This window comes from Citrobacter sp. RHB21-C05, from assembly GCF_013889015.1.
Classification (GTDB): Bacteria; Pseudomonadota; Gammaproteobacteria; order Enterobacterales; family Enterobacteriaceae; genus Citrobacter_A; species Citrobacter_A sedlakii.
Genome location: NZ_CP057611.1, coordinates 3,668,937 through 3,688,023 on the forward strand (window position 1 = coordinate 3,668,937; position 19,087 = coordinate 3,688,023).

15 protein-coding genes are annotated in these 19,087 nt (G+C 55.8%); 9 read left to right on the forward strand and 6 right to left on the reverse strand.

Annotation, left to right across the window (positions count from 1 at the left end):
* The first annotated feature begins 117 nt into the window (after positions 1–117).
* From polB to rluA, 3 genes are all read left to right on the forward strand, one after another.
* Positions 118–2,469, forward strand: a complete 2,352-nt coding sequence (gene polB, locus HVX72_RS17490; RefSeq protein WP_181821989.1) for a DNA polymerase II — start codon at positions 118–120, stop codon at positions 2,467–2,469.
* Between the two features lie 280 nt (positions 2,470–2,749).
* Entirely contained in the window at positions 2,750–5,656 is a 2,907-nt protein-coding gene (gene rapA / locus HVX72_RS17495) for an RNA polymerase-associated protein RapA (protein ID WP_181821990.1), read from the forward strand.
* Positions 5,657–5,667: 11 nt separating this feature from the next.
* The gene (gene rluA / locus HVX72_RS17500) at positions 5,668–6,327 is read left to right on the forward strand and encodes a bifunctional tRNA pseudouridine(32) synthase/23S rRNA pseudouridine(746) synthase RluA (protein WP_042290127.1); all 660 of its coding nucleotides are present in this window, start codon (positions 5,668–5,670) and stop codon (positions 6,325–6,327) included.
* Between the two features lie 48 nt (positions 6,328–6,375).
* On the opposite strand, the gene djlA is transcribed toward rluA, so the two are convergent.
* Entirely contained in the window at positions 6,376–7,188 is an 813-nt protein-coding gene (gene djlA, locus HVX72_RS17505) for a co-chaperone DjlA (protein ID WP_181821991.1), read from the reverse strand.
* A 255-nt stretch (positions 7,189–7,443) separates the two neighbouring features.
* Between djlA and lptD the strand changes: the two genes are divergently transcribed.
* Genes lptD through apaH form a run of 6 tightly spaced genes read left to right on the forward strand, consistent with a single transcriptional unit; the run spans position 7,444 to position 14,168 of the window.
* A complete protein-coding gene (gene lptD, locus HVX72_RS17510) occupies positions 7,444–9,783 on the forward strand; it encodes an LPS assembly protein LptD (protein WP_042290133.1) in 2,340 nt (779 codons plus the stop codon).
* 52 nt (positions 9,784–9,835) lie between these two features.
* Complete coding sequence (gene surA / locus HVX72_RS17515; protein WP_042290135.1) at positions 9,836–11,122, forward strand: peptidylprolyl isomerase SurA; 1,287 nt, start codon at positions 9,836–9,838, stop codon at positions 11,120–11,122.
* Positions 11,122–12,111 carry a 4-hydroxythreonine-4-phosphate dehydrogenase PdxA gene (pdxA, locus tag HVX72_RS17520; protein ID WP_042290137.1) on the forward strand — a complete coding sequence of 330 codons (990 nt, stop codon included), beginning with the start codon at positions 11,122–11,124 and terminating at the stop codon, positions 12,109–12,111. The genes surA and pdxA overlap by 1 nt, the downstream gene beginning before the upstream one ends.
* Entirely contained in the window at positions 12,108–12,929 is an 822-nt protein-coding gene (gene rsmA / locus HVX72_RS17525; RefSeq protein WP_181821992.1) for a 16S rRNA (adenine(1518)-N(6)/adenine(1519)-N(6))-dimethyltransferase RsmA, read from the forward strand. The genes pdxA and rsmA overlap by 4 nt, the downstream gene beginning before the upstream one ends.
* Before the next feature lie 2 nt (positions 12,930–12,931).
* Entirely contained in the window at positions 12,932–13,309 is a 378-nt protein-coding gene (gene apaG / locus HVX72_RS17530) for a Co2+/Mg2+ efflux protein ApaG (protein ID WP_042290141.1), read from the forward strand.
* Between the two features lie 10 nt (positions 13,310–13,319).
* The gene (gene apaH / locus HVX72_RS17535) at positions 13,320–14,168 is read left to right on the forward strand and encodes a bis(5'-nucleosyl)-tetraphosphatase (symmetrical) ApaH (RefSeq protein ID WP_042290143.1); all 849 of its coding nucleotides are present in this window, start codon (positions 13,320–13,322) and stop codon (positions 14,166–14,168) included.
* An 81-nt stretch (positions 14,169–14,249) separates the two neighbouring features.
* On the opposite strand, the gene folA is transcribed toward apaH, so the two are convergent.
* From folA to HVX72_RS17560, 5 genes are all read right to left on the reverse strand, one after another.
* Complete coding sequence (gene folA / locus HVX72_RS17540) at positions 14,250–14,729, reverse strand: type 3 dihydrofolate reductase (protein ID WP_181821993.1); 480 nt, start codon at positions 14,727–14,729, stop codon at positions 14,250–14,252.
* 184 nt (positions 14,730–14,913) lie between these two features.
* Positions 14,914–16,788, reverse strand: coding sequence for a glutathione-regulated potassium-efflux system protein KefC (gene kefC, locus HVX72_RS17545; protein ID WP_181821994.1), 1,875 nt, complete (start codon positions 16,786–16,788; stop codon positions 14,914–14,916).
* Complete coding sequence (gene kefF / locus HVX72_RS17550) at positions 16,781–17,311, reverse strand: glutathione-regulated potassium-efflux system oxidoreductase KefF (protein ID WP_181821995.1); 531 nt, start codon at positions 17,309–17,311, stop codon at positions 16,781–16,783. Before kefF ends, kefC begins: the two co-directional genes overlap by 8 nt.
* Before the next feature lie 103 nt (positions 17,312–17,414).
* Positions 17,415–17,648 carry a YgdI/YgdR family lipoprotein gene (locus tag HVX72_RS17555; RefSeq protein ID WP_042290152.1) on the reverse strand — a complete coding sequence of 78 codons (234 nt, stop codon included), beginning with the start codon at positions 17,646–17,648 and terminating at the stop codon, positions 17,415–17,417.
* Positions 17,649–17,750: 102 nt separating this feature from the next.
* Positions 17,751–19,082 (reverse strand): MFS transporter, encoded by a 1,332-nt coding sequence (locus HVX72_RS17560; protein WP_181821996.1) that lies wholly within the window; start codon positions 19,080–19,082, stop codon positions 17,751–17,753.
* Between the last annotated feature and the right edge of the window lie 5 nt (positions 19,083–19,087).

Consider the following 19,087-nt stretch of genomic DNA (forward strand, 5'->3'; position numbering starts at 1 on the left):
TATAATGTCCTCATTCAGACTTTATAAAGGTTGCATTCGTCAATTACTGTACAAAATAACAGTATTCTTTTTCAAACCAGGTTATACTGAAGACACATAAGCGAACAGGTATACAGCGTGGCGCAGGCAGGTTTTATTTTAACCCGACACTGGCGGGATACGTCGCAGGGAACAGAGGTCTCATTCTGGCTGGCTACAGACAGCGGACCTTTGCAGGTGACGCTTGCCCCTCAGGAATCCGTCGCCTTTTTCCCAGAACAGCAGACGCCACGGGTAAAATCACTTCTGGCCGCCGAAAACGGCTATCGCCTGGCGCCGCTTCGTCTCAGAGATTTTCATCGCCAACCGGTGTCTGGTCTTTACTGCCGTTCGCACCGACAGCTAATGCGTCTGGAAAAGCTGCTGCGGGAAAATGGCGTCACGGTGTACGAAGGCGATGTGCGTCCGCCAGAGCGTTACCTGATGGAACGGTTTATCACCTCCCCGGTGTGGCTAGAAGGCGAAGCGCGTCACGGCGCAATCGTCAATGCGCGGCTCAAGCCGCATCCTGACTATCGTCCGCCGCTGAAATGGCTCTCACTGGATATCGAAACCACCCGCCACGGCGAACTGTATTGTATTGGCCTGGAAGGCTGCGGCCAGCGCACCGTGTATATGCTTGGCCCGGCGAACGGCGACGCTTCCACGCTCGACTTCCAGCTTGAGTACGTCGCCAGCCGCCCACAGCTTCTGGAAAAGTTGAATGAATGGATTGCCCGCTATGACCCGGACGTCATCATCGGCTGGAATGTCGTGCAGTTCGATCTGCGCATGCTGCAAAAGCACGCCGAGCGCTACCGCGTTCCGCTGCGCTTTGGCCGCGACAACAGCGAACTGGAATGGCGCGAGCACGGGTTTAAAAATGGCGTATTCTTCGCTCAGGCCAGAGGTCGACTCATTATCGATGGCATAGAAGCGCTGAAGTCAGCCTTCTGGAACTTCTCGTCATTTTCCCTTGAGGCCGTCTCGCAGGAATTACTCGGCGAAGGCAAGTCGATTGATAACCCGTGGGATCGTATGGATGAAATCGACCGCCGGTTCGCTGAAGACAAACCCGCGCTCGCCACCTACAACCTGAAAGACTGCGAGCTGGTCACCCGGATCTTCCATAAAACCGAGATTATGCCGTTTCTGTTGGAACGCGCCACGGTCAATGGTTTACCTGCCGATCGCCACGGCGGTTCGGTCGCTGCCTTTGGACACCTCTATTTCCCGCGAATGCATCGGGCAGGTTATGTTGCGCCCAATCTCGGCGAGGTTCCCCCGCACGCCAGTCCAGGCGGCTACGTGATGGATTCACGCCCCGGTTTGTACGACTCTGTGCTGGTGCTGGATTACAAAAGCCTGTATCCGTCAATTATCCGCACCTTTTTGATCGACCCAGTGGGTCTGGTCGAAGGGATGGCGCACCCGGATCCCGCGCACAGCACCGAAGGTTTCCTTGATGCCTGGTTTTCACGGGAAAAACACTGTCTGCCTGAGATCGTGACCACGATCTGGCAAGGTCGCGACGAAGCCAAACGTCAGGGGAATAAACCGCTTTCCCAGGCGCTCAAAATCATTATGAATGCCTTTTACGGCGTGCTCGGCACCACCGCCTGTCGATTCTTCGATCCCCGGCTGGCCTCGTCAATTACTATGCGTGGCCATGCGATCATGCGCCAGACCAAAGCGCTGATTGAAGCGCAAGGTTATGATGTGATCTATGGCGACACAGACTCCACGTTTGTCTGGCTGAAACGCGCCCACAGTGAAGCAGACGCGGCGGAAATTGGCCGCTCGCTGGTTGATCACGTCAACGCCTGGTGGAAGCAGGAACTGCAACGGCAAAACCTCAACAGCGCGCTTGAGCTGGAGTATGAGACGCATTTTTGCCGCTTTTTGATGCCGACCATTCGTGGTGCGGATACCGGCAGTAAAAAGCGCTATGCCGGGCTTATCCAGGAAGGCGATGCGCAACGGATGGTCTTTAAAGGGCTGGAGACCGTACGTACCGACTGGACGCCGCTCGCGCAGCAGTTCCAGCAGGATCTGTACCTGCGAATTTTCCGTCATGAACCCTATCAGGACTACGTGCGGGAGACGATCGCTAAACTGATGGCCGGTGAGCTTGACGATCGGCTGGTTTACCGCAAGCGGCTGCGTCGTCCGCTAAGCGAATACCAGCGCAACGTTCCGCCGCATGTCCGCGCGGCGCGGCTGGCGGATGAAGAAAACCTGAAGCGGGGTCGTCCAGCGCAATACCAGAACCGTGGCACCATAAAGTACGTCTGGACGATTAACGGCCCGGAGCCGCACGATTACCAACGTTCGCCGCTGGATTACGAGCATTACCTGACGCGCCAGCTGCAGCCCGTCGCTGAAGGTATCCTGCCTTTCATCGACGATAATTTTGCTACACTACTGACAGGACAATTAGGGTTATTTTGACGCGTGACGAATCCGCCGCCATCCATTACCATAGCGCCCTTTCCATTCCTGGACCCAAATAATCTTGCTGCCCACTTAGCGACTATCCCGGTAGGCGCCAGGCATGGCGGCAGGGTCGTTATACTCACCATAATTCGAGTGACGGGCTGGCGACGACGACGCAAATCCGCAGACGCTTCCTGAGGGTAAGTGACGGGAGTGAGCGAGTCGCGCCAACGCATCTGCAGCCTGAAGTATGTCGAGTATTGCCTGCAATTAAAGATATAGAGCCGAACAAAATATGCCTTTTACACTTGGTCAACGCTGGATCAGCGATACAGAAAGCGAACTGGGACTTGGAACCGTTGTCGCCATGGATGCGCGTACCGTCACCCTGCTTTTCCCTTCTACCGGCGAAAACCGTTTGTATGCGCGCAGTGACTCCCCTGTAACCCGCGTGATGTTCAACCCTGGCGATACCATTACCAGCCACGAAGGCTGGCAGCTGCAAATCGATGAAGTAAAAGAAGAAAAGGGTTTGCTCGCCTACATTGGCACCCGTCTGGACACCGAAGAAAGCGGCGTAATGCTGCGCGAAGTCCTGCTGGACAGCAAACTGGTGTTCAGTAAACCCCAGGATCGCCTGTTTGCCGGACAAATCGATCGCATGGACCGCTTTGCGCTGCGCTACCGCGCGCGTAAATTTCAGAGCGAGCAGTACCGCATGCCGTGGAGCGGCCTGCGCGGCCAGCGTACCAGCCTGATTCCACACCAGCTAAACATCGCCCATGACGTGGGTCGCCGCCACGCGCCACGCGTTCTGCTGGCGGATGAAGTCGGTTTAGGCAAAACCATTGAAGCCGGCATGATCCTTCATCAACAACTGCTGTCCGGCGCGGCGGAGCGCGTACTTATTATCGTTCCCGAAACCTTACAGCATCAGTGGCTGGTTGAGATGCTGCGCCGTTTCAACCTGCGCTTCGCCCTGTTCGATGATGAGCGTTACGCCGAAGCACAGCACGACGCTTACAACCCGTTTGAAACGGAACAGTTAGTGATCTGCTCGCTCGATTTCGCCCGCCGTAACAAACAGCGCCTGGAGCATCTGTGCGACGCCGAATGGGATCTCATGGTCGTTGACGAAGCGCACCATCTGGTCTGGAGCGAAGACGCGCCAAGCCGCGAGTATCTGGCGATTGAGCAACTGGCAGAACGCGTGCCTGGCGTTCTGCTGCTGACCGCCACCCCGGAGCAACTGGGGATGGAAAGCCACTTTGCCCGTTTACGTTTACTCGATCCGAGCCGCTTCCACGACTTCGCCCAATTTGTCGAAGAACAGAAGAACTACCGTCCGGTAGCCGACGCCGTCGCCATGCTGCTGGCAGGTAACAAACTCAGCAATGACGAACTGAATATTTTGGGCGAGCTTATCGGCGAGCAGGATATTGAGCCGCTGCTGCAAACGGCAAACAGCGACCGCGATGGCGCGCAAAGTGCCCGACAGGAACTGGTCTCCATGCTGATGGACCGCCACGGCACCAGCCGCGTCCTGTTCCGTAACACCCGTAACGGCGTGAAAGGCTTTCCGAAACGCGAGCTGCATACCATTAAGTTGCCGCTGCCGACGCAGTATCAGACGGCGATTAAAGTGTCCGGCATCATGGGCGCCCGCAAAAACGCGGAAGACAGAGCGCGCGACATGCTGTATCCGGAACAAATTTATCAGGAGTTTGAAGGCGATACCGGTACCTGGTGGAACTTCGACCCGCGCGTAGAATGGCTGATGGGCTATCTGACCAGCCATCGCTCGCAAAAAGTACTGGTCATCTGCGCCAAAGCGACCACCGCTCTGCAACTGGAACAGGTGCTGCGTGAACGCGAAGGCATCCGCGCCGCCGTGTTCCACGAAGGCATGTCGATTATTGAACGCGACCGCGCCGCCGCCTGGTTTGGCGAAGAAGACAGCGGCGCCCAGGTGCTGCTGTGCTCTGAAATCGGTTCTGAAGGTCGTAACTTCCAGTTTGCCAGCAACCTGGTGATGTTTGATCTACCGTTTAACCCGGACCTGCTGGAACAGCGTATTGGTCGTCTCGACCGTATTGGTCAGGCCCACGATATTCAGATCCACGTGCCTTTCCTGGAAAAAACCGCCCAGTCGGTGCTGGTACGCTGGTATCACGAAGGACTGGACGCGTTTGAACATACCTGCCCGACCGGTCGCGCCATTTACGATGCGGTTTACAACAACCTGATTGGTTACCTGGCGGCGCCGGAAGAGACGGACGGATTCGACGATCTGATCAAAACCTGTCGCGAGCAGCATGAGGCGCTAAAAGCACAGCTGGAACAGGGGCGCGACCGCCTGCTGGAGATCCATTCCAACGGTGGCGAGAAAGCGCAGCAACTTGCTGAAAGCATTGAAGAGCAGGATGACGACACCAGTCTGATCGCCTTTGCCATGAACCTGTTTGATATCGTCGGCATTAACCAGGACGATCGCGGTGAAAACCTGATTGTGCTGACGCCGTCCGACCATATGCTGGTGCCGGACTTCCCGGGCCTGCCGGAAGATGGCTGCACCATCACCTTTGAACGTGATGTGGCGCTGTCGCGGGAAGACGCGCAGTTTATTACCTGGGAGCATCCGCTGATTCGTAACGGCCTGGATCTGATCCTCTCCGGCGATACCGGCAGCAGCACCATTTCGCTGCTGAAGAACAAGGCGCTGCCGGTCGGCACGCTGTTGCTGGAACTGGTATACGTCGTCGAGGCGCAGGCACCGAAGCAGCTTCAGCTTAACCGCTTCCTGCCGCCGACGCCGGTGCGCCTGTTGCTGGATAAAAACGGTAATAACCTGGCCGCGCAGGTGGAGTTCGAAACCTTCAACCGTCAGTTGAGCGCCGTTAACCGTCACACCGGCAGCAAACTGGTTAATGCGGTGCAGCAGGATGTGCATGCGATTCTGCAACAGGGCGAAGCGCAGGTTGAGAAATCTGCCCGTGCGCTGATTGACGCCGCGCGTCATGAAGCTGATGAAAAACTGTCGGCAGAACTTTCGCGTCTGGAAGCGCTGCGCGCCGTCAATCCAAACATCCGCGACGATGAGCTGGCGGCGATTGAGAGCAACCGTCAGCAGGTGCTGGAAAGCCTGAACCAGGCCGGATGGCGACTTGATGCGTTACGTCTGATTGTCGTTACGCATCAGTAACGGAGCTGAAGATGGGAATGGAGAACTACAATCCGCCGCAGGATCCCTGGCTGGTGATTCTGTACCAGGATGAACACATTATGGTGGTCAACAAGCCGAGCGGCTTGTTGTCCGTGCCGGGGCGTCTTGACGAGCATAAAGACAGCATCATGACGCGCATCCAGCGCGACTATCCACAGGCAGAGTCGGTGCACCGACTGGATATGGCCACCAGCGGCGTGATTGTCGTTGCGTTAACCAAAGCGGCGGAACGTGAACTGAAGCGCCAGTTTCGCGAGCGCGAGCCAAAAAAACAGTACGTCGCGCGGGTGTGGGGACATCCTCAGCCCGCCGAGGGGCTGATTGATCTACCGCTTATTTGCGACTGGCCAAACCGGCCAAAGCAGAAGGTCTGCTACGAGACCGGTAAAGCGGCGCAAACCGGGTATGAAGTGGTGGACTATGCGGCGGATAACAGCGCCCGCGTGGTGCTCAAACCCATCACCGGACGCTCGCATCAGCTTCGTGTCCATATGCTGGCGCTCGGTCATCCGATCCTCGGCGATCGCTTTTACGCCACCCCGGAAGCGCTGGCAATGGCGCCGCGACTGCTGTTGCACGCCGAAACGCTCACCATTACCCATCCCGCTTACGGCAACAGCATGACGTTTAAAGCGCCTGCCGATTTTTAACTGTGCTTATGTGCTTACCGGATGGCGCAGCGCCATCCGGTAAACGACTCACTTAAATCCTTTCTGGTCTTTGATTAATTCATATGCTTTCTGAATTTCCTGCGCTTTCTGCTTCGCCATCTCCATCATTTCTGGCGGTAACCCTTTAGCGACCAGTTTGTCCGGGTGATGTTCGCTCATAAGCTTACGGTAAGCGCGTTTGATGGTGGTTGCATCATCAGAGGGCTTCACCCCCAGCACGTTACAGGCGTCCTCCAGCGTCGGACCGCGCTGCGTCTGCTGCCAGCCACCGCCGGATTGCTGCCGGTAACCACCGCCAAACTGCGCGCCGCCCTGCATCATACGCAGGAATTGCTCAAACTGAACGCGGGAAATGCCCAGCTCTTCGGCAATCACATACAGCACTTCGCGTTCGTTCGGGTGCAGCGAGCCGTCGGCAAATGCCGCCTGGATTTGAATCTCCAGAAACATACGAATCAGGTCGAAACGACCAAAACAGACGCTACGAAACTGACGCATTTTTTCACGCAGTGGGTAATTGTCTGATTTTCCGACGCGGAACGCGTTTTGCGCCGCAGATCGCGATTCGCCATGTAAATTCATTCGATCCATAAGCACATTTGCCACATGGATATCCGCTTCGGTCACCCGTCCTTTTGATTTCGTTAAGTGCCCCATCACCTCAAAGGTAGTGGCAAAAAACAGCGCCTGACGTTCACGCTGGTTGGCAAACCACGCCATTTTTCGGCTGCGGGCTTTGTCAAACATATGGCCGATTAACAGCCCGAGAACCACGCCCCAGAAGCCGCCGCCCATCATCAGAGCCACGGCCACGCCAATAATTTTTCCCCAGTACTGCATAAACTCCCCAATTTGTCTCACGCCTGGTGAGGTTATGTCCCGCAAAATAAGCCGCTTTTTACCGTTTCACGGCAACGGTCAATTGTGGGACATCGCCTATAATTTGCATTATCATACCTGTCATTCACAGCCGTGACTAACACCACAGACGCTATCCCGGCAGGATTAACACTAGCACTACGAACATGAGTAAGTTAGGCTGTGGCGGTTTGTCACGCGCGACGCTACTGATGATGGAACAATAAAATACAACGTATGAAAAAACGTATTCCCACCCTCCTGGCCACCATGATTGCCACCGCCCTGTACAGTCAGCAGGGTCTGGCAGCCAGCCTCGCCTCACAATGTATGTTGGGCGTGCCAAGCTATGACCGTCCTCTGGTACAGGGCGAGACGAATGAACTCCCTGTCACCATTAATGCCGATCATGCGAAAGGAAATTATCCCGATGACGCGGTGTTTAGCGGCAATGTGGACATCATGCAGGGCAACAGCCGACTGCAGGCCGATGAGGTGCAGTTGCATCAGAAAGCCGCGCCAGGCCAGCCAGAGCCAGTACGCACCGTCGATGCGCTCGGTAACGTCCATTACGACGACAACCAGGTGATCCTCAAAGGGCCGAAGGGCTGGGCAAACCTGAACACAAAAGATACCAACGTCTGGGAAGGTGATTACCAGATGGTGGGCCGTCAGGGCCGCGGTAAAGCCGACCTGATGAAACAGCGCGGTGAAAACCGCTATACCATCCTTGAGAACGGCAGCTTCACCTCCTGTCTGCCGGGTTCTGATACCTGGAGCGTGGTCGGTAGCGAAGTGATCCACGACCGTGAAGAACAGGTTGCGGAAATCTGGAACGCCCGCTTTAAAGTGGGTCCGGTTCCGATTTTTTACAGCCCGTACCTGCAATTGCCGGTGGGGGATAAGCGTCGCTCAGGTTTCCTGATCCCGAACGCGAAGTACACGTCGAAAAACTATTTCGAGTTCTATCTTCCTTATTACTGGAACATCGCGCCAAATATGGACGCGACGATCACGCCGCACTACATGCACCGTCGCGGCGGGATAATGTGGGAGAACGAATTCCGCTATCTGACGCAAGCGGGCGCAGGCCTGATGGAGTTCGACTATCTGAACTCTGACCGCGTCTATGACGATGAGCATCCCAAAGACGATAACTCGCGCCGCTGGCTGTTTTACTGGCAGCATTCGGGGGTGATGGATCAGGTGTGGCGCTTCAATGTCGACTACACCAAAGTCAGCGACTCCAGCTACTTTAACGATTTCGACAATAAGTACGGTTCCAGTACCGACGGTTACGCCACGCAGAAATTCAGCGTCGGTTACGCGGTAGAAAACTTCGACGCCACCGTGTCGACCAAGCAGTTCCAGGTCTTTAGCGATCAAAATAACAGTAGTTACTCCGCAGAGCCTCAGCTGGACGTTAACTACTATAAGAATGACGTCGGTCCGTTTGACACCCGTATCTACGGCCAGGCAGTGCATTTTGTCAACACCAAAGACAACATGCCGGAAGCGACGCGTTTGCACCTGGAGCCAACCATCAATCTGCCGCTGTCAAACAAGTGGGGAAGCCTCAACACCGAAGCGAAACTGATGGCGACGCACTACCAGCAAAAGAACCTCGAGAATTATCCGCAATATGATGATTCGGTGAACCGCGTTATGCCGCAGTTCAAGGTTGACGGCAAAATGGTATTCGAACGTGATATGAACATGCTCGCGCCGGGATACACCCAGACGCTGGAGCCGCGCGCGCAGTATCTGTACGTGCCGTATCGCGATCAGAGCAAAATTTACAACTACGACTCCTCTTTGCTGCAGTCTGACTATACCGGTCTGTTCCGCGATCGCACCTATGGCGGCCTGGACCGTATCGCCTCGGCGAATCAGGTCACGACCGGCGTCACATCCCGCGTATATGATGACGCGGCGGTTGAACGTTTTAACGTTTCTGTTGGTCAAATCTACTATTTCACCGAGTCTCGCACCGGCGATGACAACATTAAGTGGGAGAATGATGACCAAAAAGGCTCTCTGGTATGGGCAGGCGACACATACTGGCGTATTTCTGAGCGCTGGGGACTGCGTGGCGGTATTCAGTACGATACCCGTCTGGACAGCGTCGCGACCAGCAGTTCCAGTATCGAATACCGTCGCGACGAAGACCGCCTGGTTCAGTTGAACTACCGTTACGCCAGCCCGGAGTATATCCAGGCTACGCTGCCGAGTTACTACTCGACGGCTGAGCAGTACAAAAACGGTATCAACCAGGTGGGCGCTGTCGCCAGTTGGCCGATCGCCGACCGCTGGTCTGTCGTTGGCGCTTACTACTACGATACCAACGTGAATAAACCTGCCGACCAGATGTTAGGTCTGCAATATAACTCCTGCTGTTACGCGATCCGCGTCGGTTACGAGCGTAAGCTGAACGGCTGGGAAAACGAAAAAGAACACGCGGTATATGACAATATCATTGGATTCAACATCGAACTTCGCGGTCTGAGCTCCAACTACGGTCTCGGCACGAAAGAGATGCTGCGCTCCAACATATTGCCGTATCAAAGCACTCTGTAATAGATTGATTTACCACGTAATCCGCAGTGCGGTTAATTGAAATGGAAAAAGTATGAAGAACTGGAAAACGCTGCTTCTCGGTATCGCCATGATCGCGAATACCAGTTTCGCTGCCCCGCAGGTGGTCGATAAAGTCGCAGCCGTTGTAAATAACGGTGTGGTGCTGGAAAGCGACGTTGATGGCTTAATGCAGTCTGTCAAACTGAACGCGAGTCAGGCCGGTCAACAGCTTCCGGACGACGCCACGCTGCGTCACCAGATCCTGGAACGTCTGATTATGGACCAGATCGTCCTGCAGATGGGTCAGAAGATGGGCGTAAAAATCTCTGATGAGCAGCTTGATCAGGCGATTGCCAATATCGCCAAACAGAACAACATGACGCTGGATCAAATGCGTAGCCGCCTGGCCTACGACGGGTTGAACTATTCGACCTACCGTAACCAGATCCGTAAAGAGATGATCATTTCTGAAGTGCGCAACAACGAAGTGCGCCGTCGTGTCACTATTCTGCCGCAGGAAGTCGAGGCGCTGGCGCAGCAGGTGGGCAACCAGAACGATGCCAACACCGAGCTGAACCTCAGCCATATCCTGATCCCGCTGCCGGAAAATCCGACCTCTGACCAGGTGAATGAAGCGGAAGCGCAGGCGCGCTCGATTGTCGATCAGGCGCGTAACGGCAATGACTTCGGCAAACTGGCGATTACCTACTCTGCTGACCAGCAGGCGCTGAAAGGCGGCCAGATGGGCTGGGGTCGTATTCAGGAACTGCCAGGCATTTTCGCTCAGGCGCTGAGCACTGCGAAGAAAGGCGACGTGGTTGGCCCGATTCGCTCCGGGGTAGGTTTCCACATCCTGAAAGTGAACGATATGCGTGGTCAGAACCAGAGCATTTCGGTGACCGAAGTTCATGCCCGTCACATTCTGCTGAAACCGTCGCCAATCATGACCGATCAGCAGGCTCGCCAGAAACTTGAGCAGATTGCGGCAGACATTAAGAGCGGGAAAACGACCTTTGCCGCCGCAGCGAAAGAGTTCTCCCAGGATCCGGGTTCCGCCAACCAGGGCGGCGATTTGGGCTGGGCTGCGGCAGATATTTTCGATCCGGCCTTCCGCGATGCGTTAACCCGTCTGAACAAAGGCCAGATGAGCACGCCGGTACACTCTTCCTTCGGCTGGCATCTGATCGAACTGCTGGACACGCGTAACGTCGATAAAACCGACGCCGCGCAAAAAGATCGCGCTTACCGCATGCTGATGAACCGTAAGTTCTCGGAAGAAGCGGCAACCTGGATGCAGGAACAGCGCGCCAGCGCCTACGTTAAAATCCTGAGCAATTAATGACGGTTGCTCAACGCGTTGTCATTACTCCCGGCGAACCCGCCGGGATCGGCCCGGATCTGGTGGTTCAACTGGCGCAACGCGACTGGCCGGTTGAACTGGTTGTTTGCGCCGACGCCGCGATGTTAACAGACCGGGCAAACCAGCTCGGTCTACCGCTTTCCCTCCTCCCTTATTCTCCCGATACGCCAGCCAAAGCTCAGACCGCCGGTACGCTGACATTGCTGCCGGTGGCGTTGCGCGCGCCGGTCATCGCAGGACAGCTCACCGTGGAAAACGGTGAATATGTCGTGCAGACGTTGGCGCGCGCCTGTGACGGCTGCCTGGAGGGAGAATTCGCCGCGCTGATTACCGGCCCGGTGCACAAGGGCGTTATTAACGATGCGGGCATCCCGTTTACCGGGCACACCGAGTTTTTTGAAGCACGTTCGCAGACACAAAAAGTCGTGATGATGCTGGCCACTGAAGCGCTGCGCGTCGCGCTGGCAACCACGCATTTGCCGCTTCGCGACGTCGCCGATGCCATTACGCCTGCACTGCTTCATGAAGTGATCGGCATTTTGCATCACGATTTACGCACCAAATTCGGTGTCGCCGAGCCGCGGATCCTGGTCTGTGGCCTGAATCCACATGCCGGTGAAGGCGGCCACATGGGAACCGAAGAGATCGACACGATCGTTCCGGTGCTGGATACGCTGCGCGCTCAGGGGATGAAACTGACCGGCCCGTTGCCCGCAGATACGCTGTTTCAGCCGAAATATCTGCAACATGCGGACGCGGTGCTGGCAATGTACCACGATCAGGGTCTCCCCGTGCTAAAATACCAGGGATTTGGCCGCGGAGTGAATATCACGCTGGGCCTGCCCTTTATCCGTACGTCGGTAGACCACGGCACTGCCCTTGAACTGGCGGGCCGGGGTGATGCTGACGTCGGCAGTTTTATTACGGCGCTTAATCTCGCCATCAAAATGATTGTTAATACCCAATGAATAATCGAGTCCATCAGGGCCACTTAGCCCGTAAACGCTTCGGGCAAAACTTTCTCAACGATCAGTTTGTGATCGACAGCATTGTTTCCGCCATCAACCCGCAAAAGGGTCAGGCGATGGTTGAAATCGGCCCCGGTCTGGCCGCGCTGACGGAGCCGGTTGGCGAACGTCTTGACCAACTGACGGTTATTGAACTTGACCGCGATCTGGCAGCGCGTCTGCAAACCCATCCGTTTCTGGGGCCAAAGCTGACCATTTATCAGCAGGATGCCATGACGATGAACTTCGGCGAACTGGCGGAGAAAATGGGCCAACCGCTGCGCGTGTTCGGCAACCTGCCGTATAACATCTCCACGCCGCTGATGTTCCACCTGTTTAGCTATACTGATGCCATTGCCGATATGCACTTTATGTTGCAGAAGGAAGTGGTCAATCGTCTGGTTGCAGGACCCAACAGTAAAGCGTATGGTCGATTAAGCGTCATGGCGCAGTATTACTGCAACGTGATCCCGGTGCTTGAAGTGCCGCCGTCCGCCTTCACGCCGCCGCCTAAAGTCGATTCCGCCGTGGTGCGCCTGGTGCCGCATGCGACGATGCCGTATCCGGTCAACGATATTCGCGTGTTAAGCCGCATCACCACCGAAGCGTTTAACCAGCGCCGTAAAACGATTCGCAACAGCCTCGGCAATCTGTTCAGCGTCGAGGTTCTGACGGAGCTGGGCGTCGATCCGGCGATGCGAGCGGAAAATATCTCTGTCGCGCAGTATTGCAAGATGGCGAACTATCTGGCCGTAAACGCGCCGTCGAAGGAGAGCTAAGCATGATCAATTCGCCCCGAGTGTGTGTTCAGGTACAAAGCGTCTATATTGAGGCGCAATCTTCACCTGATGATGAACGTTACGTTTTTGCCTATACCGTAACCATCCGCAATCTGGGGCGAGCGCCAGTGCAGCTATTGGGACGCTACTGGTTAATTACCAATGGTCATGGCCGTGAAACCGAAGTCCAGGGAGAAGGCGTGGTGGGCGTTCAGCCGCACATTGATCCTGGCGAAGAATACCAGTACACCAGCGGTGCGGTGATTGAAACGCCGCTGGGCACTATGCAGGGTCATTACGAGATGATTGATGAGAACGGCGTCGCCTTTACCATCGATATTCCTGTTTTCCGACTCGCCGTTCCAACACTCATTCACTAAAACAATAGCTATGGCAACATACCTTATTGGCGACGTTCACGGTTGCTACGATGAACTGATCGCATTGTTAGACCAGGTAAAATTTACCCCCGAATCCGATACCCTCTGGCTTACCGGTGATTTAGTCGCTCGCGGCCCCGGCTCGCTGGACGTGCTGCGCTATGTGAAGTCACTCGGCGACTGCGTACGCCTGGTGCTGGGCAATCACGACCTTCATCTGTTGGCGGTGTTTGCCGGAATAAGCCGTAACAAACCCAAAGATCGGTTAGGCCCCCTGCTGGAAGCGCCCGACGCTGACGAATTGCTGAACTGGCTGCGCCGCCAGCCGCTGTTACAGATCGACGAAGAGAAAAAGCTGGTAATGGCCCATGCGGGGATTACGCCGCAGTGGGATCTGCAGACGGCGAAAGAGTGCGCGCGCGATGTCGAAGCCGTGCTGTCGAGCGACTCTTATCCTTTCTTCCTTGATGCGATGTACGGCGACATGCCGAATAACTGGTCGCCAGCGCTAACAGGACTGGCGCGTCTGCGTTTTATCACTAACGCCTTTACCCGTATGCGGTATTGCTTCCCGAACGGTCAACTGGACATGTACAGCAAAGAGTCACCCGAAGACGCGCCCGCGCCGCTAAAGCCGTGGTTCGCCATTCCCGGTCCGGTAAGTGAGGAATACAGCATCGCCTTTGGGCATTGGGCCTCGCTGGAAGGCAAAGGTACGCCGGAAGGGATTTATGCGCTGGACACCGGCTGCTGCTGGGGCGGAGAGTTGACCTGTCTGCGCTGGGAAGACAAGCGTTATTTTGTCCAGCCGTCGAATCGTCAGATGGATATGGGCGAAGGCGAAGCGGTCAACGCCTGACGATACGTGCCGGATGGCGTTGCGCTTATCCGGCCCACACGAGATTGACCGGTCGCAGGCAACCCTCCGGCATAAAGCGGATTAACGACGTTCCAGGATCTCGAAGCAATAGCTGTGAGAGTTCTGTGCATCGGCATCGTGAAATTCGCTGAACACCGATTCCCAGTCGTCCGGATCGTAATCCGGGAAGTGCGTGTCCCCTTCCACCTCCGCGTCGATATGCGTCAGGTACAGCTTGTCCGCTTTCGGCAGGAACTGCTCATACACGCGTCCACCGCCAATCACCATAATCTCTGGCGCATCGCCGCAGGCAACCAGCGCGTCATCAACGGATTTTACCCACTGAACGCGGTCGTCTGTGCCCGGCTGGCTGCTGATGACTATATTTTTACGTCCCGGCAGCGGACGTCCGATGGATTCCCAGGTATGGCGTCCCATCACTACAGGCTTATTTAAGGTATTGCGTTTAAACCAGGCGAGATCGGCAGGCAGATTCCACGGCATGGCGTTTTCCATGCCAATAACGCGATCTACCGCTAACGCAGCAATCAGACTGATCATTTATTCATTCCCGGATACAAAAAAATTGTCGCCACTATACGTAAAGAGCAATCTTTCGTCGACTGACGAAAAGAGGAAGAACACGAAAATTTTCCGTTCTGCTGGCGAGTCCACGTCTTGCGGGTGGACTCGCTGCATTACAGTAATTTAAAAACAGCGACTTAGTAGTAAAGTTTGCGGTACATCACACTTTTACCCCGGTTGGCGGTTTAACGTCCGGCTCATCGGCGATGTCGCCGGTGTGCTTGCCTTCCTCCGTTCCCTGCCAGCCGTGACGCTGTACCAACGACAAATGTTCACGGTCCTCGGTGATGATTTCGCTGAGCATCGCGCTGGTACGTTTATACACTGCCGCACGAGAAGTGGTATCGTTTTCGCCCTTCGCCATCTCCTCAACCATTCGGGTGTTGTAGCGGCGGAACAGATCGGCGCGCTCGCGTGCCTCGTAGCGTCCCAGCCCGAGATTTTCCAGCGCCAGCCGTCCGGTTTTCAACGCACCTTCAAAGGTTTCACGCTCAGGTTGCTCCACCCCGGCCTGACGCAGACGAATGTAGTGATCGACATCACGCGCGCGGGCGATAATCTGCAAATTCGGGAAATGCGCTTTGACCATTTCCGTCAGCGCCAGGCTGGTTTGCGGATCGTCAATGGCGTTGATTAGCACTTCCGCTTTCGCCGCCCCGGCGGATTCCAGCAGATCCATTCGCGTTGCGTCGCCGTAAAACACCTTCATGCCGAATTTGCGCAGCGTTTCAATATGATCCGGGTCATGGTCGAGGACCACCATTTTTACCCCGCTGGAGAGCAGCAAACGGCCGGTAATCTGCCCGAAGCGCCCAAAGCCGGCAATAATCACCCGCGGCTGTTCCTCATCAATTTCATCCGCTTCGCGTTCTTCCCCGGCGGCATTTTTCTCCAGACGGGTAAGGATGACGAGGAAGATCGGCGTCGCGGCCATAGAGAGCGCCACCGCCAGCGTCAGCGCTTTCGCCCATTCCGGATCCAACACGCCCGCCATCTGCGCCGCGCCAAACACCACAAACGCAAACTCGCTGCCCTGTCCCAGCAGCACCGCGAACCAGCGACGCTGTTTATTCGGCACCTTCAGCGGGCGGGCAATCAGCCATAACATGCCGGTCTTAATAACCAGAAAGCCCACCAGCAGAATGATAATGCGCAAAGGATTATCAATAAGCGTGCCGAAGTCTATCGACATGCCGACGCCGATAAAGAACAGCCCAAGCAGCAGGCCTTTAAACGGTTCAATATCGCTTTCCAGAGCGTGACGATACTCCGAGCTTGCCAGCAGTACACCTGCCAGAAACGCGCCCATCGCCATTGACAGCCCCACTTCTTCCAGCAACAGACCGAAGCCGAACACCAGAAACAACGCCACGGCGCTGAACACTTCGCGCAAACCAGAACGCGCGACAAAGCGCAACGCCGGACGCGTGACATAGCGCCCGAGCAAAATCACCAGCGCCAGCGCGCCGACCACCTTCAGCGCTGACAGCGCAAACGCGCCCAGCGTTGTTGACGCGCCGCTGGCTGCCAGCAGGGGGATCATCGCCACCAGCGGAATAGCCGCAATATCCTGAAACAGCAGCACCGCAAAGGCGCTGCGCCCCATCTGCGAGACGGTAAGATTTCGCTCATTCATTGCCTGCATCGCTATCGCCGTGGAGGAGAGCGCCAGGGTCAGGCCGATCAGCCCCGCCACCTGCCAACGCAGGCCGAGGAACATACAGAACAGGCCGATCAGCCCGCCGCACACGACCATCTGTAGCGCGCCGCCGCCAAACACCGAGGCCCGGAGCTTCCAGAGACGCTGGGGATCCAGCTCAAGGCCAATGACAAATAGCATCAGCACCACGCCGATTTCCGCAAAGTGCAGTATCGACTCTGCGTCAGTGACCAACCGAAGTCCCCAGGGACCAATGATGCACCCGGCAATCAGATAGCCGAGCACCGACCCCAGACCGAGCCGCACCGCAATCGGGACAATCAGTGCCGCGGAACCGAGATAAATCAGCGCCTGTATCAGCGTATGGCTATCCATTGTGCGCCTCCTGCCACTCCAGCAAACGTTGTTTGTAACGCCGTGCCTGCGCTTGCAGGGTTTCATCATCGCAGATAAACGTGCAGTGCATCGCAAACGGCGGGAGCCAGTTGAGACCACAATAAAGCGCCGTCGCCTGGAGAGGTTGTGAAAGCACCGCAAATCCCGGATGCGAGCCGATCTCGAAATGATTCTCGCCCCCGCCGGTCGTAACCGCCCACATCAACTGTTTCCCCTGCAACGCCGTGCCGCCGTGACCGTAGGCCCAGCCGTGAGAGAGCACCTTATCCATCCACAGTTTGAGCAAAGGCGGCACGCTGTACCACTGCATCGGATGCTGCCAGATAATCAGATCGGCACGGGAAAGCGCCTCCTGTTCAGCGGCGACGTCGATATTGAAGTCGGGATAAAGTTGATACAGCGAACGTACTTCAACCCCTTCCAGGGTCCTTGCCTGTTCAAGCATCCGTCTATTCGCATGCGAATGCTGCGGATAAGGATGCGCGTAAATAATGAGGATCATGTTTAGCCTGTTTTTTTAGTGCTCTGTTTTGTAACAGAGTGTAGTCACTAATCGAACAGGCTAATAGTGAATATAATTGAGCAGCCTAATGGATAAAACTGAATTAGTTATCCAGTTCGCTCATGTTTTTCACCTGGTCACGGTTAATCTGTTCCGTCTGACCGGTTTCGGCGTTTTTGTAAGATACCAGCCCGGTGTCGTCATCCACCTGCGGTTTGCCGTCGGTGACAATGGTTCTGCCGTCGGTGGTGCGTACCGCCTGGTTTGAGGAACAGCCCACGACGGTGAAGACGGTTGCTGCGGCCAAAATAGACGCGATCAGTCGATGCTTTTGCATGGTGTTCTCCCTGCTTTTCAGTCATTTTCTGTTACTTACCCGTTAACTGTAGCCTAAGGGGTTGACGCTGAACGCAAATGCAGAACACTCTGAATGGCGTCGTTAGCGCAGCGGCGACCTGCGGAGGGTCATGGTGCTGGTTTCAGCCAACGTCAGGCCACGGGTTTCAGGGGCGAAGGCAATGGAGATTAACAGCCCAACCAGCGAAATTCCGGCGCCCATCAACATGACGTGACTGATGCCGTACTTCGTAATGAAAATCGGCAGCGCCCAGGTCGAAAGAATGGTGCCAATACGGCTCAACGACATGATGACGCCGACCGCCGAGGCGCGAATATCGGTAGGAAACAGCTCATTCGGATACAACCACTGAAGGTTTCCCGGCCCGCCGGAAAAAAAGGCGTAAACCGCAAACGCCGTGACCACCAGCCCAATCCCCATTTCCGGTATCAGCCCCAACACCGCTAACGCCAGCGTCATCATCACAAAACTGCCGATCAGCAGGGGTCGTCGACCCGCGCTGTTGAGCCAGAACATGGGAGGAATGCAGCCCAGCATAAAGAACAGACTGATGACCACGTTGCCCAGCGCGGCGCTTTTCCCGGCCCCCAGTCCCAACAACCCCACAATCTGCGGGCCAAAGGTGTAAATGGCAAACATCGGGATCACCTGACAGGTCCAGATAGCCGCGACAAACAGCACAAACGGGAAGTGACGACGATTAAAAAGCTGTAAAAAGCGCGTTTCCTGCGGCGGTTCTTCTTCAAACGCTACCGGCTCGCCAAACAGCTTAATCATCATCGCTTCACACTCTTTCACTCGTCCCTTGCGCAGCAACCAGCGCGGCGACTCAGGCAGATCGAAGCGTCCGACCAGGATCAAAATACAGGGTATGGCCGCGCTACCCAGCATCCAGCGCCAGCCGCCCTCCACGTCATACAGCCAGTAACCAACCAGATCGGCACAGGTCGCGCCGACATACCACATGGCGGCAATAAAACTGATGGAGAACGCCCGCTGACGAGTGTTGGAAAACTCGGTAATCATGGAGGTGGCAATCGGATAATCCGCGCCGATCACCACACCGATCAACACCCGCATCACCAGCAGTTCCGCTGGGGTGGAAACAAACATGGTCGCCAGCGATATCACCCCAATCGCGATGATATCGATAAGAAACATTTTTCGGCGCCCGACCTTATCAGAGATATAGCCAAACAGCGAGGTTCCGACGAACAGCCCGGCCAGGGTGCCAGCGCCGAGCAGCCCCAGCCACCCGGCGTCAAGTTTGAGCGCTGGCGTAAGTTGCTCAAGCGCAACGCCAATTATCACCAGCACATACCCGTCGAGGAAGGGACCTCCGCTTCCCCACAGCATGATCCTGCGGTGAATGGATGAAAATTTTATGTCCTCAAAATTCCGTGGCTGTTGCATGAGCA

Bases quoted from the DNA above. Each gene is read 5' to 3' on its own strand.
- rapA (WP_181821990.1), top strand. From the start codon at position 2,750: ATGCCTTTTACACTTGGTCAACGCTGGATCAGCGATACAGAAAGCGAA.
- rluA (WP_042290127.1), top strand. From the start codon at position 5,668: ATGGGAATGGAGAACTACAATCCGCCGCAGGATCCCTGGCTGGTGATT.
- djlA (WP_181821991.1), bottom strand. From the start codon at position 7,188: ATGCAGTACTGGGGAAAAATTATTGGCGTGGCCGTGGCTCTGATGATG.
- lptD (WP_042290133.1), top strand. From the start codon at position 7,444: ATGAAAAAACGTATTCCCACCCTCCTGGCCACCATGATTGCCACCGCC.
- surA (WP_042290135.1), top strand. From the start codon at position 9,836: ATGAAGAACTGGAAAACGCTGCTTCTCGGTATCGCCATGATCGCGAAT.
- pdxA (WP_042290137.1), top strand. From the start codon at position 11,122: ATGACGGTTGCTCAACGCGTTGTCATTACTCCCGGCGAACCCGCCGGG.
- rsmA (WP_181821992.1), top strand. From the start codon at position 12,108: ATGAATAATCGAGTCCATCAGGGCCACTTAGCCCGTAAACGCTTCGGG.
- apaG (WP_042290141.1), top strand. From the start codon at position 12,932: ATGATCAATTCGCCCCGAGTGTGTGTTCAGGTACAAAGCGTCTATATT.
- apaH (WP_042290143.1), top strand. From the start codon at position 13,320: ATGGCAACATACCTTATTGGCGACGTTCACGGTTGCTACGATGAACTG.
- folA (WP_181821993.1), bottom strand. From the start codon at position 14,729: ATGATCAGTCTGATTGCTGCGTTAGCGGTAGATCGCGTTATTGGCATG.
- kefC (WP_181821994.1), bottom strand. From the start codon at position 16,788: ATGGATAGCCATACGCTGATACAGGCGCTGATTTATCTCGGTTCCGCG.
- kefF (WP_181821995.1), bottom strand. From the start codon at position 17,311: ATGATCCTCATTATTTACGCGCATCCTTATCCGCAGCATTCGCATGCG.
- HVX72_RS17555 (WP_042290152.1), bottom strand. From the start codon at position 17,648: ATGCAAAAGCATCGACTGATCGCGTCTATTTTGGCCGCAGCAACCGTC.
- HVX72_RS17560 (WP_181821996.1), bottom strand. From the start codon at position 19,082: ATGCAACAGCCACGGAATTTTGAGGACATAAAATTTTCATCCATTCAC.